A 19,293-nucleotide genomic window follows, 5' to 3' on the forward strand; every position below is an offset into this window, starting at 1 on the left:
GGGGGTACAGAAATGTGGAAATTTACACTGCGTCGGCTACTGGTTATGATCCCTCAACTTTTTGCACTGAGCGTGCTTATATTTTTCCTGGCTAAGGCTATGCCGGGGGATGCCCTGACAGGACTTATTACTTCGACACCCAATCTGAATCCGGCCGCACTGGAAGAGCAGCGACAAAGACTGGGACTGAATGACCCGGTGTGGATGCAGTATGGGAACTGGCTCGTCCAGCTTGCTCACGGGGATCTGGGCAAATCTTATGTACATAAAATTAGCGTTACCGATCTGATTGGCAGCCGTCTGGGGAACACGTTCTTTCTGGGCGTAGTCATTCTGGTTCTGACGTATCTGATCGCCATCCCGCTCGGCGTACTCAGCGGTCGTTATCAGCATAGTCTGCTGGACAAAACTGTAGTGGGCTATACCTATCTCAGCTTTGCGACACCTCTATTTATACTCGCGTTGCTGCTGCTGTATGTATTCGGCTTCAGGCTCGGCTGGTTTCCAACCAGCGGCAGTGTGGATGTAGGTGTGGAGCCGGGGGCATGGTCATATTACGTGAACAAGTCGTATCATCTCATTTTACCGGCGGTTACAGGCGCATTGCTCAGTACAACGGCTACGATTCAGTATTTGCGCAATGAGGTCATTGACACAAGACTGAAGGATTTTGTGAAGACAGCGCGTTCCAAAGGGGTACCCGAAGGTAAAATTTATTCCCGCCATATTTTCAAAAACTCGTTATTGCCGATCGCTGCCTTTTTGGGTTATGACCTGACGGGAGTCATTGCAGGCAACATTTTTCTTGAATCTATTTTCGGTTATCCGGGGTTGGGCCAATTATTTCTCCAGTCCATCACTCAACGGGATTTTTCAGTCGTGAACGCGCTGGTCATGATCTCTGGCTTCTTGGCGCTATTAGGAACTCTTTTATCTGATGTCATCCTAAGCAAAGTCGATCCCCGCATTCGAATTGAGTAGCGAACAAGTCTAGAGAAAGGGAGGGATTATGGTGTCTATACAGGTGGAGGAGGTTTTCACGCCGGGAATCATTCGTAAATCACCATCCAGTTGGTCTGTACTACGTCGTGAGCTGGTGCGTGACAAAATGGCCTTGGTTTCCATTGGCTTTGTGATTCTGTTCTTGATCTTTATATATGCCTCTGTCCTGTTTGTAAATCAGGATGTAGTCACGACGGTCGATTTGGGCGCGATTCGTGAAGCTCCAGGCTCAGTGCATTGGCTGGGGACAGATCGAGCGGGCAGAGATATTTTCGGCCAACTGGTCATTGGAGCCCGCAATTCCTTCACTATTGGCTTTACGATTACATTGTTATCCGCCGCTATTGGCTTAACATTAGGTTTACTGGCTGGTTTTTATGGGGGAATGGTCGATAACATCATCATGCGGATTATTGATTTTATTTTGGTGCTTCCATTTTTGATGTTGGTCATCGTATTTGTCAGCATTGTACCCAAAAGCGGCATAGGGTCCTTTATTTTTATCATGACTGCCTTTTTATGGATTGGAAAAGCACGCCTGATCCGGGCGAAGGTGTTGTCGGAGCGCGAACTGGATTATGTGCAGGCTTCCAAAACCCTTGGCACACCCAATTGGAAAATCATCTGGTTTGGCGTGCTGCCCAATCTTAGCTCGGTCGTGATCGTCAATCTGACCCTCAGTCTCGCGGGGAATATCGGGATTGAGACCGGGCTTTCTTATCTCGGCTTTGGCTTACCGGAATCTACGCCAAGCTTGGGTACACTGGTGAGTTATGCCAATGACCCGGATGTTTTGCAGAATAGCTGGTGGATGTGGTTACCTGCCTCACTGCTTATTTTGGTGTTAATGCTGGCGATTAACTTTATTGGCCAGGCGCTCAAACGCGCCACGGATGCCAGACAACGATTGGGTTAACCGAAGTTCAAGGATAAGGACAATGACAAGGAGGGATTTACAATGGTTAAACACTGGAAAAAAGGGATTCTGCCTGTTCTAGCTGCAATTTTGGTACTTTCATTGGCGGCATGCAGCGGTTCGCCTTCCGCTTCAAATGGAGGGAAATCGTCTGACGGTACAGGCGGCTCAGGGTCCGACAGCAAACAGGTGAATGCGACAGCGCTGGCGAAGGCGATCAAGAACGATAAGGCCCCGATTAAGGGTGGCATCATCAATTATGCACTCGTGTCTGATACCCCTTTTGAAGGCATTCTGAATCCTGTATTTTATGAAGGCAATCCTGATTTTGAAGTCTTCCAGTTTTTTTATCCTTCTATGTTTTCGATTGACTCCAATCTGAATATTGACAATAAAGGGGCGGCGACGATTTCCTTTTCCCCAGACAATAAGGCGGTGACTGTGAAAATTGATCCCAAACTGAACTGGACGGATGGTAATCCCGTAACGGCGGAGGACTATGCTTTTTCCTATGAAGTGATCGGTCATAAAGACTACGAAGGTCCGCGTTATGATAGTTTTATGACGAATATTGTGGGTATGGAAGATTATCACTCGGGTAAGGCCAAAACCATTTCTGGCATCAAAGTGCTCAATGAGAAAGAGGTTACCATTCATTTCAAGGAACCTAATCCTTCGGTGAAATCGGGACTTTGGTCTACACCCCTGGAGAAAAAGGTGTTTCAGAATATCCCCGTGAAAGATATGGCCGGATCAGATCCTGTCCGTAAAAATCCGATTGGCTATGGGCCGTTCAAAATTAAATCCATGGTTACAGGTGAATCTGTGGAATTTGTCAAAAATGAGGATTATTTTCACGGTGTACCCAAGCTGGATGGCCTTCATCTGAAGGTGGTGAACCCGAATGTCATTACCGAGGCGCTGAAAAGTGGAGAAGTCGACTGGGCCAGCTATCCAACCACCCGTTACAATGAGGCCAGCAATCCGAAAAATGTACAGTTTCTCGGTCAGGAGGAATTATCTTATAGCTATGTAGGCTTTAAAATGGGAAAATTCGATCAGGCCAAGAGTCTAAATATCATGGACCCGAACGCCAAGCTGGCGAACAAGTCACTACGTCAGGCCCTCGGCTATGCGCTGAATAACGAGCAGGTTGGCAAGCAGCTCTATCATGGGCTTCGGACTCCTGCGACATCCTTGGTCCCGCCCGCCTTTAAGGGATATCATGATGTGAATGCGAAGGGCATTGCGTATGATCCGGACAAGGCAAAAAAGCTGCTGGACGAGGCAGGGTATGTGGACACCAATGGAGATGGATACCGTGAGGACCCTAAGGGCAAGGAACTGGTGCTACATTATGCGGCAATGAGCGGGGATGCGACAGCCGAATCGCTGGCGAAGTTTTATTTGCAAAATTGGAAGGATGTCGGGCTTCATGTCGAGCTGGTGGACGGCCGTCTGCTTGAGTTCAATTCTTTCTATGACCGTGTGCAGAAGGATGACCCTGGCATTGATATTTTTGGCGGCGCATGGAGTACAGGTACAGATGTAAACCCTAGTGGGCTGTATGGACGCGGAGCCAGCTTTAACTACTCGCGCTTTACCAGTGAAGAGAATGATAAGCTGTTGCAGGAAGGGGTGTCTGTGAAAGCCTTTGACGACAATTATCGTAAAGATATATACAATCAGTGGCAGGCGTATATGAGCGAGGAGGCACCCATTGTACCGACGTTATTCCGTTACTCGTTGGAGGCAGTGAATAATCGGGTAGCCAATTACGATATTACCCGTGGCAAGGAGTATGATGCAGACACGTTTGCGAATATTACGTTGACTGCGGAAAAAGCAGAAGTAGCCCAATAATCTAAAAAAAGCGCAATAACCTGAAGAAGAAGCGCGAACCGGTTTGATCCGATTTTGCGCTTCTTTTGACCTTTTATGCAATCATTCTGGGGATTCTCGAAGGGAGAGAAGGAAGACGGAGATACGTCAGCTTCAATACTTCATTGCGGTATGCGAGGAACTGCATTTTACGAAAGCTTCGGAAAAGATCGGAATCTCCCAACCCACACTTAGCTTGCAAATTAAGGCGTTGGAAGAGGAATTGGGCATGACTCTTTTTGACCGTGCAGGCAAGAAAATTAAGATGACAGATGCCGGGAAATTGTTGCTGCAACACAGTGCACATGCGCTCAAGGATTTACAGCAAGCAAAGGCTTCCATTGAGGAGTTGCGCACCGAGCAACGCGGGAGTTTGCGGATTGGTATCGCATTACCGGAGCTGGAGGAACCATTACAAGAAATGTTTATCCATTTTCATCAGTCATTTCCTAGAGTCAGCTTGCACATCCATCCATCATTTGATGTCACAGAACAGCTGCTGGATAACCGAGTGGATGTTGGCATCACGCTGCATTCGGGTACGGATGAAAGGCTTGTCCAGCTTCCTCTTCGTACGGAGAACTACTGTCTTGTTGTTCCGGTAGAGCATGTGTTTTCCAACCGTTCTTCCATTACGCTGGACGAATTGAGGCATGTACCCTGGGGGATGCAGCCAGAGTGTCATCCCGGCAGGAAACTGATTGAGAAGTGCTTCCGTGATCGCGGGTATCCTTTTGCAACCGTCTTGGAGACCAATTCCATACCTTCCATCCTGCGCTGGGTGCAGGATGGACTTGCCGTAACCCTACAGACGGAGTCCCTTGCAACAGAATTGGATCACTCACAATTTTGCACTGTACCTATTTTGTGCGACGTGCTCCAGGGTCAGCTAGAGCTGGTTTATCGGTCTGGCCGTTATCAGGGAGAAGCGTTGAAGCAATTGATTAAAGAGATACAAGCTGTACTAACCGTGCGTTCCAACTAGTGGCAACCCTGATGAGTATCACGAGCTTTAATGTGTACGAACTTCCAGCCTGCGTGCAATCAGTGACATACTGTAATTGACAGCAAAGTACAGGAAAGCTGCGAACAGCAGGGCTGGAATGACAAAGGATTGATTTTGCCCACCGACAATCTGAATATTATGCGTCAGCTCCGGCAAACTGATAATGACAGCCAGTGAGGTATCCTTGAATAGGGAAATGAACTGGCTGACAATCGGGGGCACCATGCGACGAAGCGCTTGGGGCAGAATGATATGCCATAAGGTTTGAGAATAGCTTAGACCAGAGGAACGTGCGGCTTCCACCTGTCCTTTATGGACCGAATTCAGACCGCTACGCACAATCTCAGCAATCATGGCTCCCTCGAAGATCGACAGGCCTGTAATGGCTGCCCACTTGAGGGAAATGGAAAGACCGATAGATGGTAAAACCATACCGATGAAGAAAATAATGAGCAATAATGGAAGATTACGAATGAGATCAATGATAAAGGCTGCAACCTGTGAAATGACAGGTAAGCGGGTATAGCGCAGAATGCCGAATAAGATACCAAGAGCGAAGCTGAACACGATAGAGTAAATAGCAACCTCCAGCGTGAGCAGGAAGCCCTCCAGTATAAAACGCACATTAGGCCACACAAACAATCCACCGAAATCCATACAGGCTTCCCTCCTTAGGATGTTTTGGACAGACGCCGTTCCATGTACAGTACAAGAAAGCTAAGCGGAACTGTCAAGATAAGATACAACAACGCCGTGATGACGTAGACTGTGATGGGCAGGAAGGTATCCGAGTTAATGAGGTCCGAGTAATACATGAGATCCAGCCCGGCCACAATAGCCAGCACGGAAGAGTTTTTGACCAGATTAATGAATTGGTTGCCGATCGCAGGCAGCACAATTTTGATGGCTTGCGGTAAAATAATGCTGATCATCGTCTGGTTGTAACTCAACCCGGAGGACCTTGCCGCTTCAAATTGCCCCTTGGGCACAGATTGAATGCCGGCACGTATGGCTTCAGCAATAAAGGAGGCTGTGTATACGGTCAATCCAAGCGTTCCAGATACGAATCCGTCCAAAGGGATGCCCAAAGTGGGAAGCCCCAGATAAAAAAACAGCACGACGATCAGCAATGGGATATTGCGGATGACCTCTACATAGACGGTACCGATCCAGTTTAGCCATTTAAAAGGCGCAATTCGGAGGATGGCAATAATAGCTCCCAGAATAAAGCTTCCGATCAAGGCAATGACACTAGCTTGAACGGTATGAAGCAAGCCTTCTCTGAAACGGTCGCTATGATCGAAAAGTACGTTGATATCAAAAGTAAGCATCTACAGGTATACCTCCTTATCCAGACTTAAGAAAGGAAGGAGCTCGCAAGCGCGGCTCCTTCACAAGAATACTATTCGGGCTTAACCCCAAGCCATTGCTCGTGGAGCTTATCGTATTCACCGTTGCTTTTCAGTTCCTTGATCGTATCATTAATGGCTTGTAGGAGTTCGGTTTGTCCCTTCTTTACTGCAATGCCGTAAGGTTCCTCTGTGAAGTTCCCGCCTACAAGAATATAATTCGGATCTTGCTTCTGCATGCCGAGCAGAATAGAGTTATCGGTAGTTAACGCTTCTCCTTTACCTGCTTTGAGGGCATTGAAAGCATCCTGATAGTTTTCGAATTCTAATATCGTCGCTTCTGGTGCTTTTTCACGGATATTTTTGGCGGAAGTAGAGCCTTTCACGGCGAGCACCTTGGTATTCGGGGTCAGGGACTCCAGCCCGGTGATGGGGCTCCCCTTTTTCACGAGTAGAGATTGCCCGGCGTTAAAATAGACGTCGCTAAAATCAACCTGCTTTTTACGTTCATCCGAAATGGTCATCGTCGCGATAATGGCGTCGATGTCTCCGTTTTGCAATAAGGTGATTCGTGTTTTGGACGTGACTTCTTTTAGTTCAAGTTTGGTTTCATCGCCAAAAATATGTTTGGCTACAGCCTTGGCGATGTCGATATCAAAACCTTCTACTTTTCCGCTAGCCGGGTCTTTCAGTCCGAACAGCTTGGTATCGTATTTCACACCAATGACTAGTTTGCCACGCTGTTTGATCGCTTCCAGTCCGTTGGCTGCTGCCGGCTCATTTCCCGACGTTGCCGCTCCTTCTTTGCCTCCGCAGCCTGCCAAGACGAGCAGACAAGATAAAGCTACCAGCACCAAAGTACTCCATTGAAATCTTTTTCTCATCAGAACATTCCCCTTTCGATTTACGCTACATTGGTAAGTCTGTTTAATGATGAATCAGACGGCTCAGGAACAGGCGGGCCCGTTCTTCACCCGGATTCTGAAAAAATTCGGCAGGTTGGCCGTCTTCCAAAATCTGTCCTTTGTCCATAAAAATCACGCGGTCCGCCACTTCACGTGCAAAGCCCATTTCATGAGTGACAATGACCATTGTGATGCCCTGATGGGCGAGCGAGCGCATAACATCCAGTACCTCTCCGATCGTTTCGGGATCAAGAGCTGAGGTAGGCTCGTCAAACAACATAATTTTTGGATTCATCGCGAGCCCGCGGGCGATCGCGACCCGCTGCTGCTGTCCACCAGACAATTGGGCGGGGTAGCTCTGTGCCTTTTCCTCGATTCCGACGCGCTTTAGATAAGTGATGGCTGTTTGAGTAGCTTCTTCTTTCGAGATGCCCAGTACCTTCATAGGTGCCAGTACAATGTTTTCAATTACCTTTTTGTGGGGATACAGATTGAAATGCTGGAACACCATTCCGATATTGCGACGGAAGGCATTAATATCAATCTTTTTGTCATGTACAGGGATCTCGTTAACGATCAGTTCCCCATCCGATATCGTTTCCAGACGATTGATGCAGCGAAGCAGGGTGCTTTTACCCGAGCCGGAGGGACCGATGATGACGACGACCTCGCCCTCCTTAATCTGAAGATTAATGTCTTTGAGTACATGAAAGTGACCGTAATGCTTGTTGACATTGCGAAACTGGATCAGAGAGCTCACCCCTTTTAGGCTTGGATACATAGCTTAGTAGACGGATTGACATGATCAAGCTCTATTAGAATTTAAAAATTTCTCTCATGATACTATAAGCTTACAATAAAAAACAAGATATTATGTTATAAAACTTTACGTGAAATGTATTTTGATGTGTTTTTTTACTATTGATTTGTTATTTATATGATAATAATAAGTAATTATCCGCAATTTTATGTTATTAAATTTGACATAAAATATTAATCCTCGACATGCCAAGGGAGAAACGTGACAAAAGCAACGCTATGTTTTACAGTAGGGAAGAAGGAATTTAGGGTAAAGGAAGGTTAGACAATGACGAAAGCTATTTCACCGCTAGTCACGGCATTGGGCATGGAGCCCCATCCAGAAGGCGGCTGGTACAAAGAGATGTGGAAGGCCAATTTTCAAATTCCGAAGCCTGTACTGCCGGATGTGTATTCCGGTCCGCGTTTTGCAGCTTCGTCTACGTATTTCTTGCTGCATCCGGGTGAGTTCTCCGAGTGGCATGTGGTCCATTCTGATGAGCTGTGGCTATATCATAGCGGAAGCCCTGTAGAGTTGAAATTGGGTGGAAGCGGAGAAGAGCCAGGCGAAGAAACTGTTATCATCGTCGGTGCAGATGTGGAGGCAGGACAGCATCCACAAGCACTCGTACCAGGAACAGTATGGCAAACAGCACGTCCGCTGGGGGATGAGCCTGTGCTAGTAACCTGTGTTGTTGCACCAGGATTCCACTTTGATGACTTCAAGCTGATTGCCAAGAATCCAACTGAATCGTAATGTGAACATTGGCGGGTGTATTTCTGTAAATGAACAGGAATGGCCCGCCTGATTTATTTTTACTCATAGAAATAGGCGCTTTAAAATGGCTTTAGGTGCTTAGTTTCGCCTGAACAATGAGACGATGGGTGGGGTTTACGAGAGGGTCACATGTAATCAGTGTGAGCAGCTTTTGTTTTTTGAAGCTTTTCAGAACAGACACGTCCGTAGGATCGACCACTTTCAGGCTATAAACGCTATATACATATTGGTTACCCCGAGTGTTAACAACAATCTTATCCCCGATCTTCAATTCATTTAGACGATTAAATAAACGTCCAGAGGTGCGGGCTCGATGAGCAGCAATGGCGGCATTCCCCGCCTGTCCCAGCGTCCCCGTTTCCGGCATATGTACAGCCGCGTGTCTCATATTTATCCTCGTTGCGCCTTCCAATACAGGGAGCTTTAAAGCAATACGACTTATACTAATAGTGGCTATGGGAGTTTGTTCATTAGCGCTTCCAATGGTAACAGGGGGTGTGGAAGTATTTTGTCGTGCTTCACGAGCCGGGACTTCCGTAAGAGTAGTGGACAAGCGAGCATAGCTGTCCGTAAGACTGGGGGGCCATAGCGCATCGCTTTTTCCTGATGGTAGTTCTGCTGCTTTTAATAGCTTGCTTTGTTCCCGATCCTCATTCCATTCCGTCGCTTTAGGAAACAAAATAAAAAGTAAGCCTAACAAAATAAATACGTAGGAAAGTTTACGCAGACTCAGCAATCTCGCCTCCCCTAAGCAAAGTACGGATTATACATATTTTTTTGAAAAATGCCCCATTCCCGGCTCATTCCAATCGGAAATGGAATGAGGCGAGAGATCAGGGCAGGTGATCCATTTTATTTTTTGTTCGTCCGTGTGAATTTCAACAATACGCCCCACATAACCAACGCTATGCCTGTCAAATAGAACGGAACGGGGCTGCTTTCACCTGTTTGGGGCAACTGATGTACCGCAGGTGGATCCTCTGGCTCTTCTGGCTCTTTCCCGGGAACCTTGACACGGATCTTAGGTTTGGGATCGTCTTTCGAATCCACCGGAGGAGAAGGATCTTGATGAGGCATGACGGCTGGCGGCTCCGGCGGTATAGGTGCAGGTTCCTCCTGTAGAAGGGCTATGTCCTCCGGAGACATTGGCAATGACGGAGGAACGGTTACAGACGGAGTATCGGGTATTTCCGGATCTCTGTCATGTTTCTTACCTGAGCCTCCAGACGGGGGTGACGGGTCTGGATGAGTAGGCGTTCCTGGTTCGTTTTTCTTTTCTTTACGGTTGGTGATCACAATCTTTTTTACACCAGAGCTTTGTCGCAGTGTTGCGTCTATTTTGATCTCAAGCTTGCTCTCGGTGATTTTATAGCCCTCCGGTGCTGCCAATTCCTCCAAGATGTAATCGTCATGAAGCAAGGAGGAAAAGATGATTTTGCCTTCCTGATTGGTGGTCTGAATGAGAGGGGCTCTTTTTTGACCTTTATCATAGAGTGCAAACTGTGCGCCAGGCAGTATCTTCTCAGGCATATCCTGGTCTACCTTGGTCAACTCAAGACTTTCGGTCACACCCCCGCCGGAACCGGAGCCGGAAGACGTTCGTACAATGATTTCCTGGCTGGTTTCCCGTATCTCTGTCGTCAAGCGATCCCCCTCAAAGGCAACCTTATTACTCACTTTGGCTTTGTCCTCAGCATGAATGAATGATTGGTATTCAAGAATAAAAGCAGAGGAAATATCCTTGGCAAAAGCAAGTTCAAAAGTTTGCTGGCCTTGAGCATCTGTTTTGATATACAGCTTGTAATCTTGGTTTCTAATCAACTCGGTGCCCTTGGTGGTATTTCCGTTGGCAGCGATGATTGTAGAGTACAAATGAAAGGAATCCTCGATTAAGATTTGATTGCTGCTAGGCTGATCTATAATTTTAGCGTTGGATACATGTGACTGTCCTTCATTGATGCGGATGCTCCAGTCGATCTTATTTCCATTTTGTGTACCGACTTTAGATACATATTCTCCACCATGAGGTACCGTGACTTGCGCTGCCCATTTGGAGACTGTTTTTTGTCCATCCAGTAGAAGGGCTTGATTATGAATTTCCTTGTCAATCAGTTCTCCTTCCAATGAAGTTTGAAAGGTAATCCAGTAGGGAGTCTGTATCTGCTCCTTGAACTGGATACGCAATTCATTCCCATTTTGCTCGGAGGGAGGGATAATGGTGTATTGATCTGCCGGGATTTCAGCCCCTTTTTGTACGCCATCCCACCATCCCAGCAAGGTCATATCGTGTACTTTCACGGAGCCGGGCAGTAACTTCTGACCTTGCAGCAAGGGGTCTCTCACTTCCGCGTGGTTTAGGATCTTGCGATTGTAGTTGGCTTTAATGTCCCAGGTAATGAGCTTGGAGGTCGCATTATAGCTTCCTTGCTTGGCACCGTTTCGTTGTGTCATAAAGTCCGGCCAGATCGGGCACTCCACGGCATGCGATGATGTTTCTCCGTCTTCAAACTGGTATTCTATAATGGATTTATTACGAAACTCAGGCTTCGTCGTATCCGTTTTCCAGTCATTGTTATAGGTGGTTGAATACTTGATCGTATAAGCTTTATGAATGGTTTTATGAAATTTGAGCGTAAATCCTTGTTTATAGTCCTGTGATAGCGGAATCAGCTCATAATCCGTGGGGGCACGTAGCTCCGTTGTTCCGTCAACAGTTTGAATTTTCAGGGTGTCCGGCAACAAGGCCAAGCCCCCGTTTGGAAACACATCGTGAATGACAATATTTTTCATGGTGTACAAGTCTGTATTAATGGTAATCACCCAAGGTATGATTTTGGTGTTGTAATTGGGTGTGTCATACATTTTAGTCATAACTCCGCTTGTGATTTCTGTCGATACGATCTTCTGGATTCCATCTGAGGTTATGATGTTTATAACTTTTCCATTTTCATAGACACGGCCTCTGGCTTGAGTCTGGTATCGGATGGTATAGGCTGAATCTACGTCAAAGTTAAATTGAAGTTTGAAGCCGTTGCGGTCCGGATAATCAACTGGGATGACAGTATACGCCCACGATGGGAGTTCCTCCAGCGTGTTTCCTTTAAATACTTTCAAGGAACCGGGTAGCAATTCTTGAGTTTTGTTGAAATGATCAATTAAAAGAGCTTTGGCTTCGGGGATTTTTGTCTCGCCGAAGTTGTATCGTATGGCCCACGAGAGTGTTTGTGTGGCATGATCATATTTTTCAACCTTTTTGGACAAAAACTCACCACGTTCTACATGAACAGTACCGGTAGCAGCAACGTTCTCTATCGCATCTCCTGAAAGCGTTGCTGTGTTGGAAAAACGAGTTTCGTCGCCAGTAATGCGCGTGGAATATTGAATCTGGTAGGCCGTGTTCATGCTACCGTCTTGAAAACGAATCACAAACCCTGTCCCGGCTTGATCTGCTTCAATGGCATATTCACTCGCATTTACTAGGTCTCGAACAACGGTCGATCCGTCGATATTGACTTGGAGATGATAGAGCCGGATAGAGTCTCTTCTGAGTTCCAGTCCTAAAGGAATTGGATCGGTGATGAAGGCATGCTTTACGGTGTTTAGCTGTTTGTTCACATCAATGGTCCAGTCGATCTGATTTGTGCCAGCTAGTTTCCCTTGTTTGCTTAGGGTCGGCCCTGACTGGGGCTTTACATTCACGATGACCGTTTGCACCCCGCCTTTGATCGGAATCGCAATGATGACCTCTGTACTACCTTTCACTATTTCTTTTGTAAACTCGGTTTTGATTTGCAGTTTGCCGCTGACATTGGAATGAGTCTCTACATATGGGTTAAAGGTCATGATCACCTTGCCCTGACGATCTACTGTGAAGTATCCCACGGTTCCGTCGGTAGTGACTAACGGAGATGAGATATCAGTGTAGATGACAAACTGTTCTGGTAAGTGAAAGGTGAAAGTGTCTCCTGACTTATAGGTATTGTCAGGAAGCTCCCATTCATAGCCTAGTTGGATGGCTGATCCGATGTCGAATTGGCTGTCGGGACTATATACTGCATCAATGACATGCCCTGATTCGTCGGTCAGGCTCAACTTCGTTAGTATGCTCTGCGGAGTTGCATCATGTTGAGATTTTGAACTGACTGCTCCTTGAACGAAGGGGGGCGTGTTTGAAGGAATCTCCCTGGGAGGTTCAAGGTTTGGGACACCGTATACAGCATCCGTAACGGTATGTGTAGGATCGGATACAGCACTCTGCGGCAGTTCTGGGGCTGGAGCATCTGCGTAAGCCAGTGTTGCGTTGAAAAAGCTTTGGACAATGAGCAATAAGGCAATGATCATTACATTTATTTTTGTTCTCATGCTCCAAGTGATTCTCCTATTCATCGTAATATGGCAATGCTTCGTTCGAAATTAGTATATTCAGCATGCTAGGCTGACATGACTATCCCAATAGAAAAAAAAGCCCTGATCATAGCGATCAGGGCTTTTTTCGAGATAGGCATAGCAAATTGTGGTGGATCTATGTAAAAAAGGGCATAATAAAAAGCTCGTTCATCTGGTAGCTGGCTGCCATCCGGATAGGAAGGCCCTATAGTTTTGCGTCACTGCCTTTCGACAGCTTTGCCATTAACTTGAATAGCTTGTGCGTCTATCATCTATCAAACTGGTTTCATGTAACCTCTCATTTACAGCTTGGAACGGTTCCCCCACTTTTTGCGGAAGGAATGAGGTGTTTCTCCTACATGCTCCTTGAACAGGTTAATAAAATGGCTCGTATTGGGAATACCTACGTACCTTGCGATATCCACAATGGACATGTCACTGGTTTTAAGCCAGCTTTGAGCGGCCGTGATACGGACATTAATGAGATAATCAATCGGAGAGAAACCGATCTGCTTTTTGAAATTTTTAGCCAGATTAAACTTGTTTAATTCAAACATATCTGCCAGCGAGTCCAGTGTTATTCGCTCACAGTAGGACTGATCCAAATATTGCTGTACCCGACGTACTTCGCTGAGGGTTTCAGCATTCACATGCTGGTGATCATAGGGATGCTGCAAGATGCACATCAGTATTTCACCAATGAGCCTGGACGTTAGCAGTTCAGCGGAAAGACTTCTGTCAGACTGCCCACAAATCAGAGCATGCAGTTTGTCCAATATAATATACGGATTATGCATGGATATTACCGGTTTATTATGCTTGGCAAATTGTTCGTAAAAGTTTCCGATCAGGTTGCCGTACAGGTATAAGCTGATAAACTCCCAGGCTTCATGACCGGAGGTGCTATATTGCACATACTCCTCACAATTAATAAAAAACAAATCATGAGGCTTTAAAATATATTTCTTGTCCCGGTATAGTAATTCTCCCTTACCAGACAACGTAAAAACAAGCAAAAAAGAGGCGAGTTCTTTTCTTTCCACCGTAAAAGCAGAAGTTTTTTGGAAGTAGCCTAATTCCTGAATATATAAAAGGGATTGCTTGGCAAAAGCGGAGGGAGTGCGCACAATTACGACAGGTTCGCCGTTCCAGAGGCCCTCGTTGTTTTTTTGGTCTGTTGTCATATTCAATTCCTTTACAAAGAAGCAATTTTATCTAGCTTATCTTGGTTTGATTTAACCAATATATAATGGCTGATTAAACATGATTTACTATATATAAAAGTTTATTTTATCACATGAAATATGTCTATATATCAAAATATGTTTGTAAGTTTTATAGAAGCCTCGCTCTTATGGACATCTAACCTGATCGTCCGTATAAAAGGTCGAATATTGTTGAAAGAATTCTGAGGTCATCATGGATTCAAATCCTTTCTGGGGTCAAAGATAGAATTAGTGCTGAAAAAGATATCTTACATGCCCATTCAACTTTTCCCTTCACTTCTCCTTTCGGTTTAAGAAATTTAGGACTTGGTTCTGATAAAATGGTTCGTAAGGCTTATTATTAAAAATGAGATTTTGGGCCTAGTGTTGTGATTTAGTTCACGAACATGAATGTAAAAAAGAGAGATATATGCATAAAAAATTACGCAAAAAGTGGCCTTACGCGTTTCATCAAGAGTGCTTTCAACTTTGGAAATGACACGGGCAATGATATGATGGGTAATACAGGTATAGTGCTTTACTTACTCGACAGTCAGTTTGGAGGATTACAGGATGGGAAAACCCAAAAATACGAAAACCGCAGCGGCTTGGTCGCTTGTTATTCTAGGGGCAGGCTTTGCAGCCACATTGCCCTTCCAGCAATATGGCTGGGCTCGTTTGTTAGCCGGAGCTTTTGAGGCAGGACTTGTAGGGGGACTGGCGGACTGGTTCGCTGTCACTGCTTTGTTCCGTCATCCGCTAGGCATTCCGATACCACATACCGCGCTGCTTCCTAAAAATAGGGACAAGCTCACAAATGCCTTGGTGAGTACGGTGGAAAATAACTTGCTAAACAAAGACAGCATCGCGTCTAAAATTGCAGATATTCGTTTGGCCGATTTGGTGCTGGGTGGTGTGGAAAAAGGTTTGCGCACGCCGGAGGCGGCGGCATCCATAGATGTTCTTGCCAAGCGGCTCGTCCAGTCGCTCCCGCTCGCGGAATTGGCTCCGGTCATCGTGGCAGAGCTCAAGCGGCAGATGACTGACTTTGACGCCGGACCGCTGCTGGAGGCGCTTGCTCGTCAGACCAGCGAGAAGGGTTATGATCGCCGCGCGCTGGATTACACGCTGGAACAAGCCGAGTCCTGGCTTTTGCGACCCGAAACGGGCTATACGCTGGGTACCTTAGGTATGCAGGCTGTCAGCGGTTTGCAGGTGAGCGGACTGATGCAGTTTGCCTTGAACGCATTCCTCGGCTATCTGAACGAAGAGCGTATGGGTGAAATGATTCGTCATTTTTTGCTGGATCAGGTAGCAGAACTGCAAAGGGAAGAGCACCCGCGCCGTCAGGCCGTGCTGGATGGTCTAAGAACACAGGTGACCCGATTGGCGACGAAAGATACGGTTCAGGAAGGGTTGAACGGCTGGAAGGATAGCCTTGTTGAAGCCTGGGAAGGTGATGCGTCGGTGCTGGGAAAAATGGAGGAACTGCGTATACGCTTATTGGACTACATGGAAGACGGAAGCTATGTGCAGACCTATATTTTACCGCTATTGGATCGAATGTTGACTGATTTAAGAGGGAATACCGAGCTGCTGGACAAGATTAATGTGCGAATTGTGGAAGGTATTACTGGACTGGTGGAAGCCAACCATAGTCGGATTGGTAACTTGGTGCGCGAAAATGTAGACAAAATGGATAACAAATCCCTGATTGCACTGATGGAGGACAAACTGGGACAGGATTTGCAGTGGATACGTATTAATGGCGCAGTTACAGGCTTCCTGATCGGCATTGTGCTGACAGGTATCCGTATGCTAATCCAATAGATCAGAAAAAGCTACAGATAGGGTTGTGGAAGCATGAGGCTTTGGCATGAACATTTAATCGACAAGTTACCCCGTCCGCAACTGCTGGGGCAACATCGTGAGTGCTGTGCCCTGCGCGGGAATGGGTGGGGCAAGCCACACGCCACGGTGAATTATGTGTTCGATTATCACCCCATGCTGCTGGTGCGCTATCATAGGCTCATTATGGACGAAATGAAAAGCAGAGGGTACAATGTTGACCCACTATGGGAACAGCCTTTGTATCGCGGTAAGCAGTGTGAGCCTTGGGAGGCAGAGCTGGGTGAGGAACTGGCAGGCGCGGGTGCATATGTGGAGCATGACGATGAGTATATGAAGGAGTGCCTGGATAACCTGGCTTCCAAGGGGATTTTAATAGAAATTGAAGTGACCTAAAAAAGACGGGCTGTGGTAGGTTCATCATTCAGATGAAGTGCCGCAAGCCCGCTTTTTTGATGCTTCAATGTTCATCGTTTGGGAGAGAATCGGGATATTAGATTACAGAATCCAGCGTGTGACCTTTTCCAGGGGTTGTCTGGATTTTTCACGTTTGGGTTCATGAGCGCGATAACCGAAGGCAGCAATGACTGAAATATCGAGCAGCCCGTTCTCCAGCAGTCCTTCTTCCTCCAAAATGGCATGCACCTGATCGTAGTTAAAACCCTCAATCGGACAGGAGTCAATACCGATCTGAGCCGCCGCGGTCATCATATTGCCTAAGGCAATATAGGTTTGCTTGGAAGCCCAGTCAAATAGCGTACGTTCGTTTTCCAGCAGGTGTTGACTTTCACCCTGGAAAATCTTATAGCGGCCTGGCAGTGAGGCAAATTCCTCCTCAGACATACCTTTAACCTCTTTATACATATACTCCACGTAAGGAGAATCATAACGAACATCCTTGCGCGCCAAAATCAGGATGACGTGGCTAGCCGCAGGAATCTGCTTTTGGCCACCGCTGGAAACCGCAGCCAGCTTCTCTCTTAATGCCTGATTTTGTACAACTACAAACTGCCATGGTTCAAAACCGACGGAGCTTGGAGAAAGTCGCCCGGTTTCGAGAATGAACTGAAAATCCTCTTCCGGTATGATGCGATTGGGATCAAATTCTTTCGTGGCGTGCCTGAACAGAAAGGCGTCCAGAATTTCCTGTTTTTTAGCTGATGTATTAGACATAAAATGTACTCCTTTGGGTATGGGTTTAGTTGGTGCTCTATGGGTTTTCTGCTACTATAATGAGAGCTGATATCGAATATATAGTTATCATATAGAAAGTTTTTGCAGGGAACAAGTACGCACATATTTGTTTCTTGTCATACGTCTGAGGCTATTGGTTTACACATTCTACAGAAAGAAGGGTATACATGGCACAGGAGATGGAACATGCAGTTAGCGTTAATTTTGGATGTCCGGTAGCGAAAACCGTCGGGGTTATAGGCGGCAAATGGAAGGGAGTCATCTTGTATCATTTGACCACAGGACCGCGGCGCTATAACGAAATTCGACGGACCTTGCCTAATATTACACAGCGGATGCTAACCTTGCAGTTGCGTGAATTAGAGAGAGATGGCATTGTGCACCGTGAAATTTATAACGAGAACCCACCGCGTGTGGAATACTCGCTTACCCCGTTAGGAGATACGTTAAGGCCATTGCTGGATTTTATGAGAGACTGGGGGATCTTCTATGGAGAACAGGGTTGCGAGCCTGTGACGACAACTTCCAAATCAGGCAAGCACTTTTGTTAAAGGGAATGAAGAAAGCCCGCCAGATGATTTCATAGAAGACTCATAAGAAATCATCTGGCGGGCGAAATAAGGTCGGTTTTACTTGGATAAAATGTACACTTATTTAAACTCGATGGCTTCGTTCATCTGTGACCAGGCCGTTTCTCCAATGATGCCCAAGCGCCAGATAGCGATTCCTTTGAGGTCATAACGTTTGGCTAAACCGATCTTGGCGTTAACGGTGCTGTCTTTTTCGCTACCCATCGAAATCCCCAAAATGAGCTTGTCCCGCGAGGTTTCCTTCAAGGCCAGTTGGATGGCTTCATCCACTTTTTCCAAAGGCTCAGGTGTAGCCTTTTGTCCGTAATCATAAGCCATGATGATCAGATCGTCCGCCAGATTGCCCAGCGTTTTGTAGTCATAGCCAGAGTAAGAACTGTTCAGCGGATGCAGAACGACGGTGAGCTTGAGCCCGGCCTGATGCGCTTTGGTCGATAGCTTTTTAATAAAGGTGTTGTAGTCTGAACGAGCTTTGGCTTTGTCGCCGCTCCAGCCCAATCCTTCCAGGTCTAGCGAAATGCCTTTAAATTGTTTGTCGGTGGCGGTGCTAACAATTTGGGAAATGGTTTGTTCTTGAAGCTGCGCATTTTCCAAAACTTTGGTCAGCTCGTGATTGCCATCTCCGGAATAGACCATCAGGTAAGGGGAAGTCCCCTGGCTGTCTGCCTCCTGCACAATGGACTCTGGCGTTACAGTTCCAGCGGCTTGAGGCCATTTGTATTCTTTGCCGTTTGTGGTAAATTGTCCGTTCGTATCAATTCGACTCCAGCCGAAGGCAACGACGTTAAAATCCGGTATTTTGGATTTTTGGTCAAAGGAAGACAGCGCATAGAAGCCTACTGTATACATCGATTCACGAGGCGATGTAATGGAGACCGTCCGTGTTCCCTGGTTCCAGTTCACCGTGGCTCCAAACTGCTGCCCGAAAAAGCCCAGCGGAATCATGGTGCTGCCGTGCACGGTTTGCGGAGCGGCTGTTAGTTGAACCGCTTGTCCGTCCACTGTGGCATTGCGGCTACCCATCTTTAGAATCACCTGCTTGGTAGCAGAACCTTGCGCTTTGGTAGCGGTGATGCTTTGGCTGGCTTGGTCCCATTTCACTGTAATGCCAAGAGCTTCAGAAATCGCACGAAAGGGAACCATGGTCGTGCCGTTCATCATGGCAGGTTGTACAGGGAACGGTAATGCATATCCGTCCAGCATAATGCTGATCTTGCCGGCTTCAGCTTGTGCCAAGGGGCTATAGATGCCCACTGTGGTACTCAGAAAAATAGCACTAGATAACAGAGCTTTATTTACGATTTTCATCCTATGATCTCCTATGCTCAATAGATTGCAATGCTATCATGTTAGAATCGTGAGGGTTCTACCTATTTTACCAAAAAAATGATAGAAAGGTGAATGTGAAATAATAGGATGAGATGAATCTGAGTAT

General features: G+C 46.5%; 17 protein-coding genes and 1 riboswitch. Of the genes, 8 read left to right on the forward strand and 9 right to left on the reverse strand.

Annotated elements, in window-relative coordinates:
* Positions 1 to 12 precede the first annotated feature (12 nt).
* The 4 genes from opp4B to MKY16_RS02145 are packed head-to-tail and all read left to right on the forward strand — an operon-like array spanning position 13 to position 4,784.
* On the forward strand, positions 13 to 981 hold the full coding sequence (gene opp4B / locus MKY16_RS02130; protein WP_029514667.1) for an oligopeptide ABC transporter permease: 969 nt from the start codon (positions 13 to 15) through the stop codon (positions 979 to 981).
* Positions 982 to 1,009: 28 nt separating this feature from the next.
* Positions 1,010 to 1,918, forward strand: a complete 909-nt coding sequence (locus MKY16_RS02135; protein WP_069010733.1) for an ABC transporter permease — start codon at positions 1,010 to 1,012, stop codon at positions 1,916 to 1,918.
* A 42-nt stretch (positions 1,919 to 1,960) separates the two neighbouring features.
* Positions 1,961 to 3,781, forward strand: a complete 1,821-nt coding sequence (gene opp4A / locus MKY16_RS02140; RefSeq protein WP_029514669.1) for an oligopeptide ABC transporter substrate-binding protein — start codon at positions 1,961 to 1,963, stop codon at positions 3,779 to 3,781.
* Positions 3,782 to 3,824: 43 nt separating this feature from the next.
* Positions 3,825 to 4,784: a LysR family transcriptional regulator gene (locus tag MKY16_RS02145; RefSeq protein WP_029514670.1), complete on the forward strand. Its 960-nt coding sequence runs from the start codon at positions 3,825 to 3,827 to the stop codon at positions 4,782 to 4,784.
* 27 nt (positions 4,785 to 4,811) lie between these two features.
* Here MKY16_RS02145 and MKY16_RS02150 read toward each other — a convergent pair whose 3' ends face one another.
* The 4 genes from MKY16_RS02150 to MKY16_RS02165 form a co-directional block, all read right to left on the reverse strand.
* A complete protein-coding gene (locus MKY16_RS02150) occupies positions 4,812 to 5,462 on the reverse strand; it encodes an amino acid ABC transporter permease (RefSeq protein ID WP_029514671.1) in 651 nt (216 codons plus the stop codon).
* A 14-nt stretch (positions 5,463 to 5,476) separates the two neighbouring features.
* Entirely contained in the window at positions 5,477 to 6,136 is a 660-nt protein-coding gene (locus MKY16_RS02155) for an amino acid ABC transporter permease (protein WP_307351781.1), read from the reverse strand.
* 71 nt (positions 6,137 to 6,207) lie between these two features.
* On the reverse strand, positions 6,208 to 7,038 hold the full coding sequence (locus tag MKY16_RS02160; RefSeq protein WP_069010734.1) for a transporter substrate-binding domain-containing protein: 831 nt from the start codon (positions 7,036 to 7,038) through the stop codon (positions 6,208 to 6,210).
* Positions 7,039 to 7,081: 43 nt separating this feature from the next.
* Positions 7,082 to 7,819, reverse strand: coding sequence for an amino acid ABC transporter ATP-binding protein (locus tag MKY16_RS02165; protein ID WP_081317548.1), 738 nt, complete (start codon positions 7,817 to 7,819; stop codon positions 7,082 to 7,084).
* Between the two features lie 327 nt (positions 7,820 to 8,146).
* On the opposite strand from MKY16_RS02165, the gene MKY16_RS02170 reads away from it, so the two are divergent.
* Positions 8,147 to 8,614 carry a cupin domain-containing protein gene (locus MKY16_RS02170; RefSeq protein WP_340953920.1) on the forward strand — a complete coding sequence of 156 codons (468 nt, stop codon included), beginning with the start codon at positions 8,147 to 8,149 and terminating at the stop codon, positions 8,612 to 8,614.
* 91 nt (positions 8,615 to 8,705) lie between these two features.
* Here MKY16_RS02170 and MKY16_RS02175 read toward each other — a convergent pair whose 3' ends face one another.
* The 3 genes from MKY16_RS02175 to MKY16_RS02185 form a co-directional block, all read right to left on the reverse strand.
* Positions 8,706 to 9,371, reverse strand: coding sequence for a class D sortase (locus MKY16_RS02175; RefSeq protein WP_340953921.1), 666 nt, complete (start codon positions 9,369 to 9,371; stop codon positions 8,706 to 8,708).
* A 116-nt stretch (positions 9,372 to 9,487) separates the two neighbouring features.
* Positions 9,488 to 12,997, reverse strand: coding sequence for a collagen binding domain-containing protein (locus MKY16_RS02180; RefSeq protein WP_340953922.1), 3,510 nt, complete (start codon positions 12,995 to 12,997; stop codon positions 9,488 to 9,490).
* Between the two features lie 195 nt (positions 12,998 to 13,192).
* Positions 13,193 to 13,273: riboswitch (cyclic di-GMP riboswitch) on the reverse strand.
* Positions 13,274 to 13,323: 50 nt separating this feature from the next.
* A complete protein-coding gene (locus tag MKY16_RS02185; protein ID WP_029514677.1) occupies positions 13,324 to 14,205 on the reverse strand; it encodes an AraC family transcriptional regulator in 882 nt (293 codons plus the stop codon).
* A gap of 594 nt (positions 14,206 to 14,799) precedes the next feature.
* On the opposite strand from MKY16_RS02185, the gene MKY16_RS02190 reads away from it, so the two are divergent.
* Together MKY16_RS02190 and MKY16_RS02195 are read left to right on the forward strand one after the other, a co-directional pair.
* Positions 14,800 to 16,056, forward strand: a complete 1,257-nt coding sequence (locus tag MKY16_RS02190; protein WP_069290903.1) for a DUF445 domain-containing protein — start codon at positions 14,800 to 14,802, stop codon at positions 16,054 to 16,056.
* Positions 16,057 to 16,089: 33 nt separating this feature from the next.
* The gene (locus tag MKY16_RS02195) at positions 16,090 to 16,470 is read left to right on the forward strand and encodes a TIGR02328 family protein (protein WP_029514679.1); all 381 of its coding nucleotides are present in this window, start codon (positions 16,090 to 16,092) and stop codon (positions 16,468 to 16,470) included.
* Positions 16,471 to 16,572: 102 nt separating this feature from the next.
* Here the strand turns inward: MKY16_RS02195 and MKY16_RS02200 are convergent, their stop codons facing one another.
* Complete coding sequence (locus MKY16_RS02200; protein ID WP_029514680.1) at positions 16,573 to 17,247, reverse strand: NAD(P)H-dependent oxidoreductase; 675 nt, start codon at positions 17,245 to 17,247, stop codon at positions 16,573 to 16,575.
* 188 nt (positions 17,248 to 17,435) lie between these two features.
* Here MKY16_RS02200 and MKY16_RS02205 point away from each other — a divergent pair, with 188 nt between their 5' ends.
* Positions 17,436 to 17,819 (forward strand): winged helix-turn-helix transcriptional regulator, encoded by a 384-nt coding sequence (locus tag MKY16_RS02205; protein WP_023986690.1) that lies wholly within the window; start codon positions 17,436 to 17,438, stop codon positions 17,817 to 17,819.
* A gap of 99 nt (positions 17,820 to 17,918) precedes the next feature.
* On the opposite strand, the gene MKY16_RS02210 is transcribed toward MKY16_RS02205, so the two are convergent.
* Positions 17,919 to 19,166, reverse strand: a complete 1,248-nt coding sequence (locus MKY16_RS02210; RefSeq protein WP_340884139.1) for a stalk domain-containing protein — start codon at positions 19,164 to 19,166, stop codon at positions 17,919 to 17,921.
* Positions 19,167 to 19,293: the final 127 nt, after the last annotated feature.

The organism is Paenibacillus sp. FSL L8-0641, assembly GCF_038006265.1.
Classification (GTDB): domain Bacteria; phylum Bacillota; class Bacilli; order Paenibacillales; family Paenibacillaceae; genus Paenibacillus; species Paenibacillus polymyxa_D.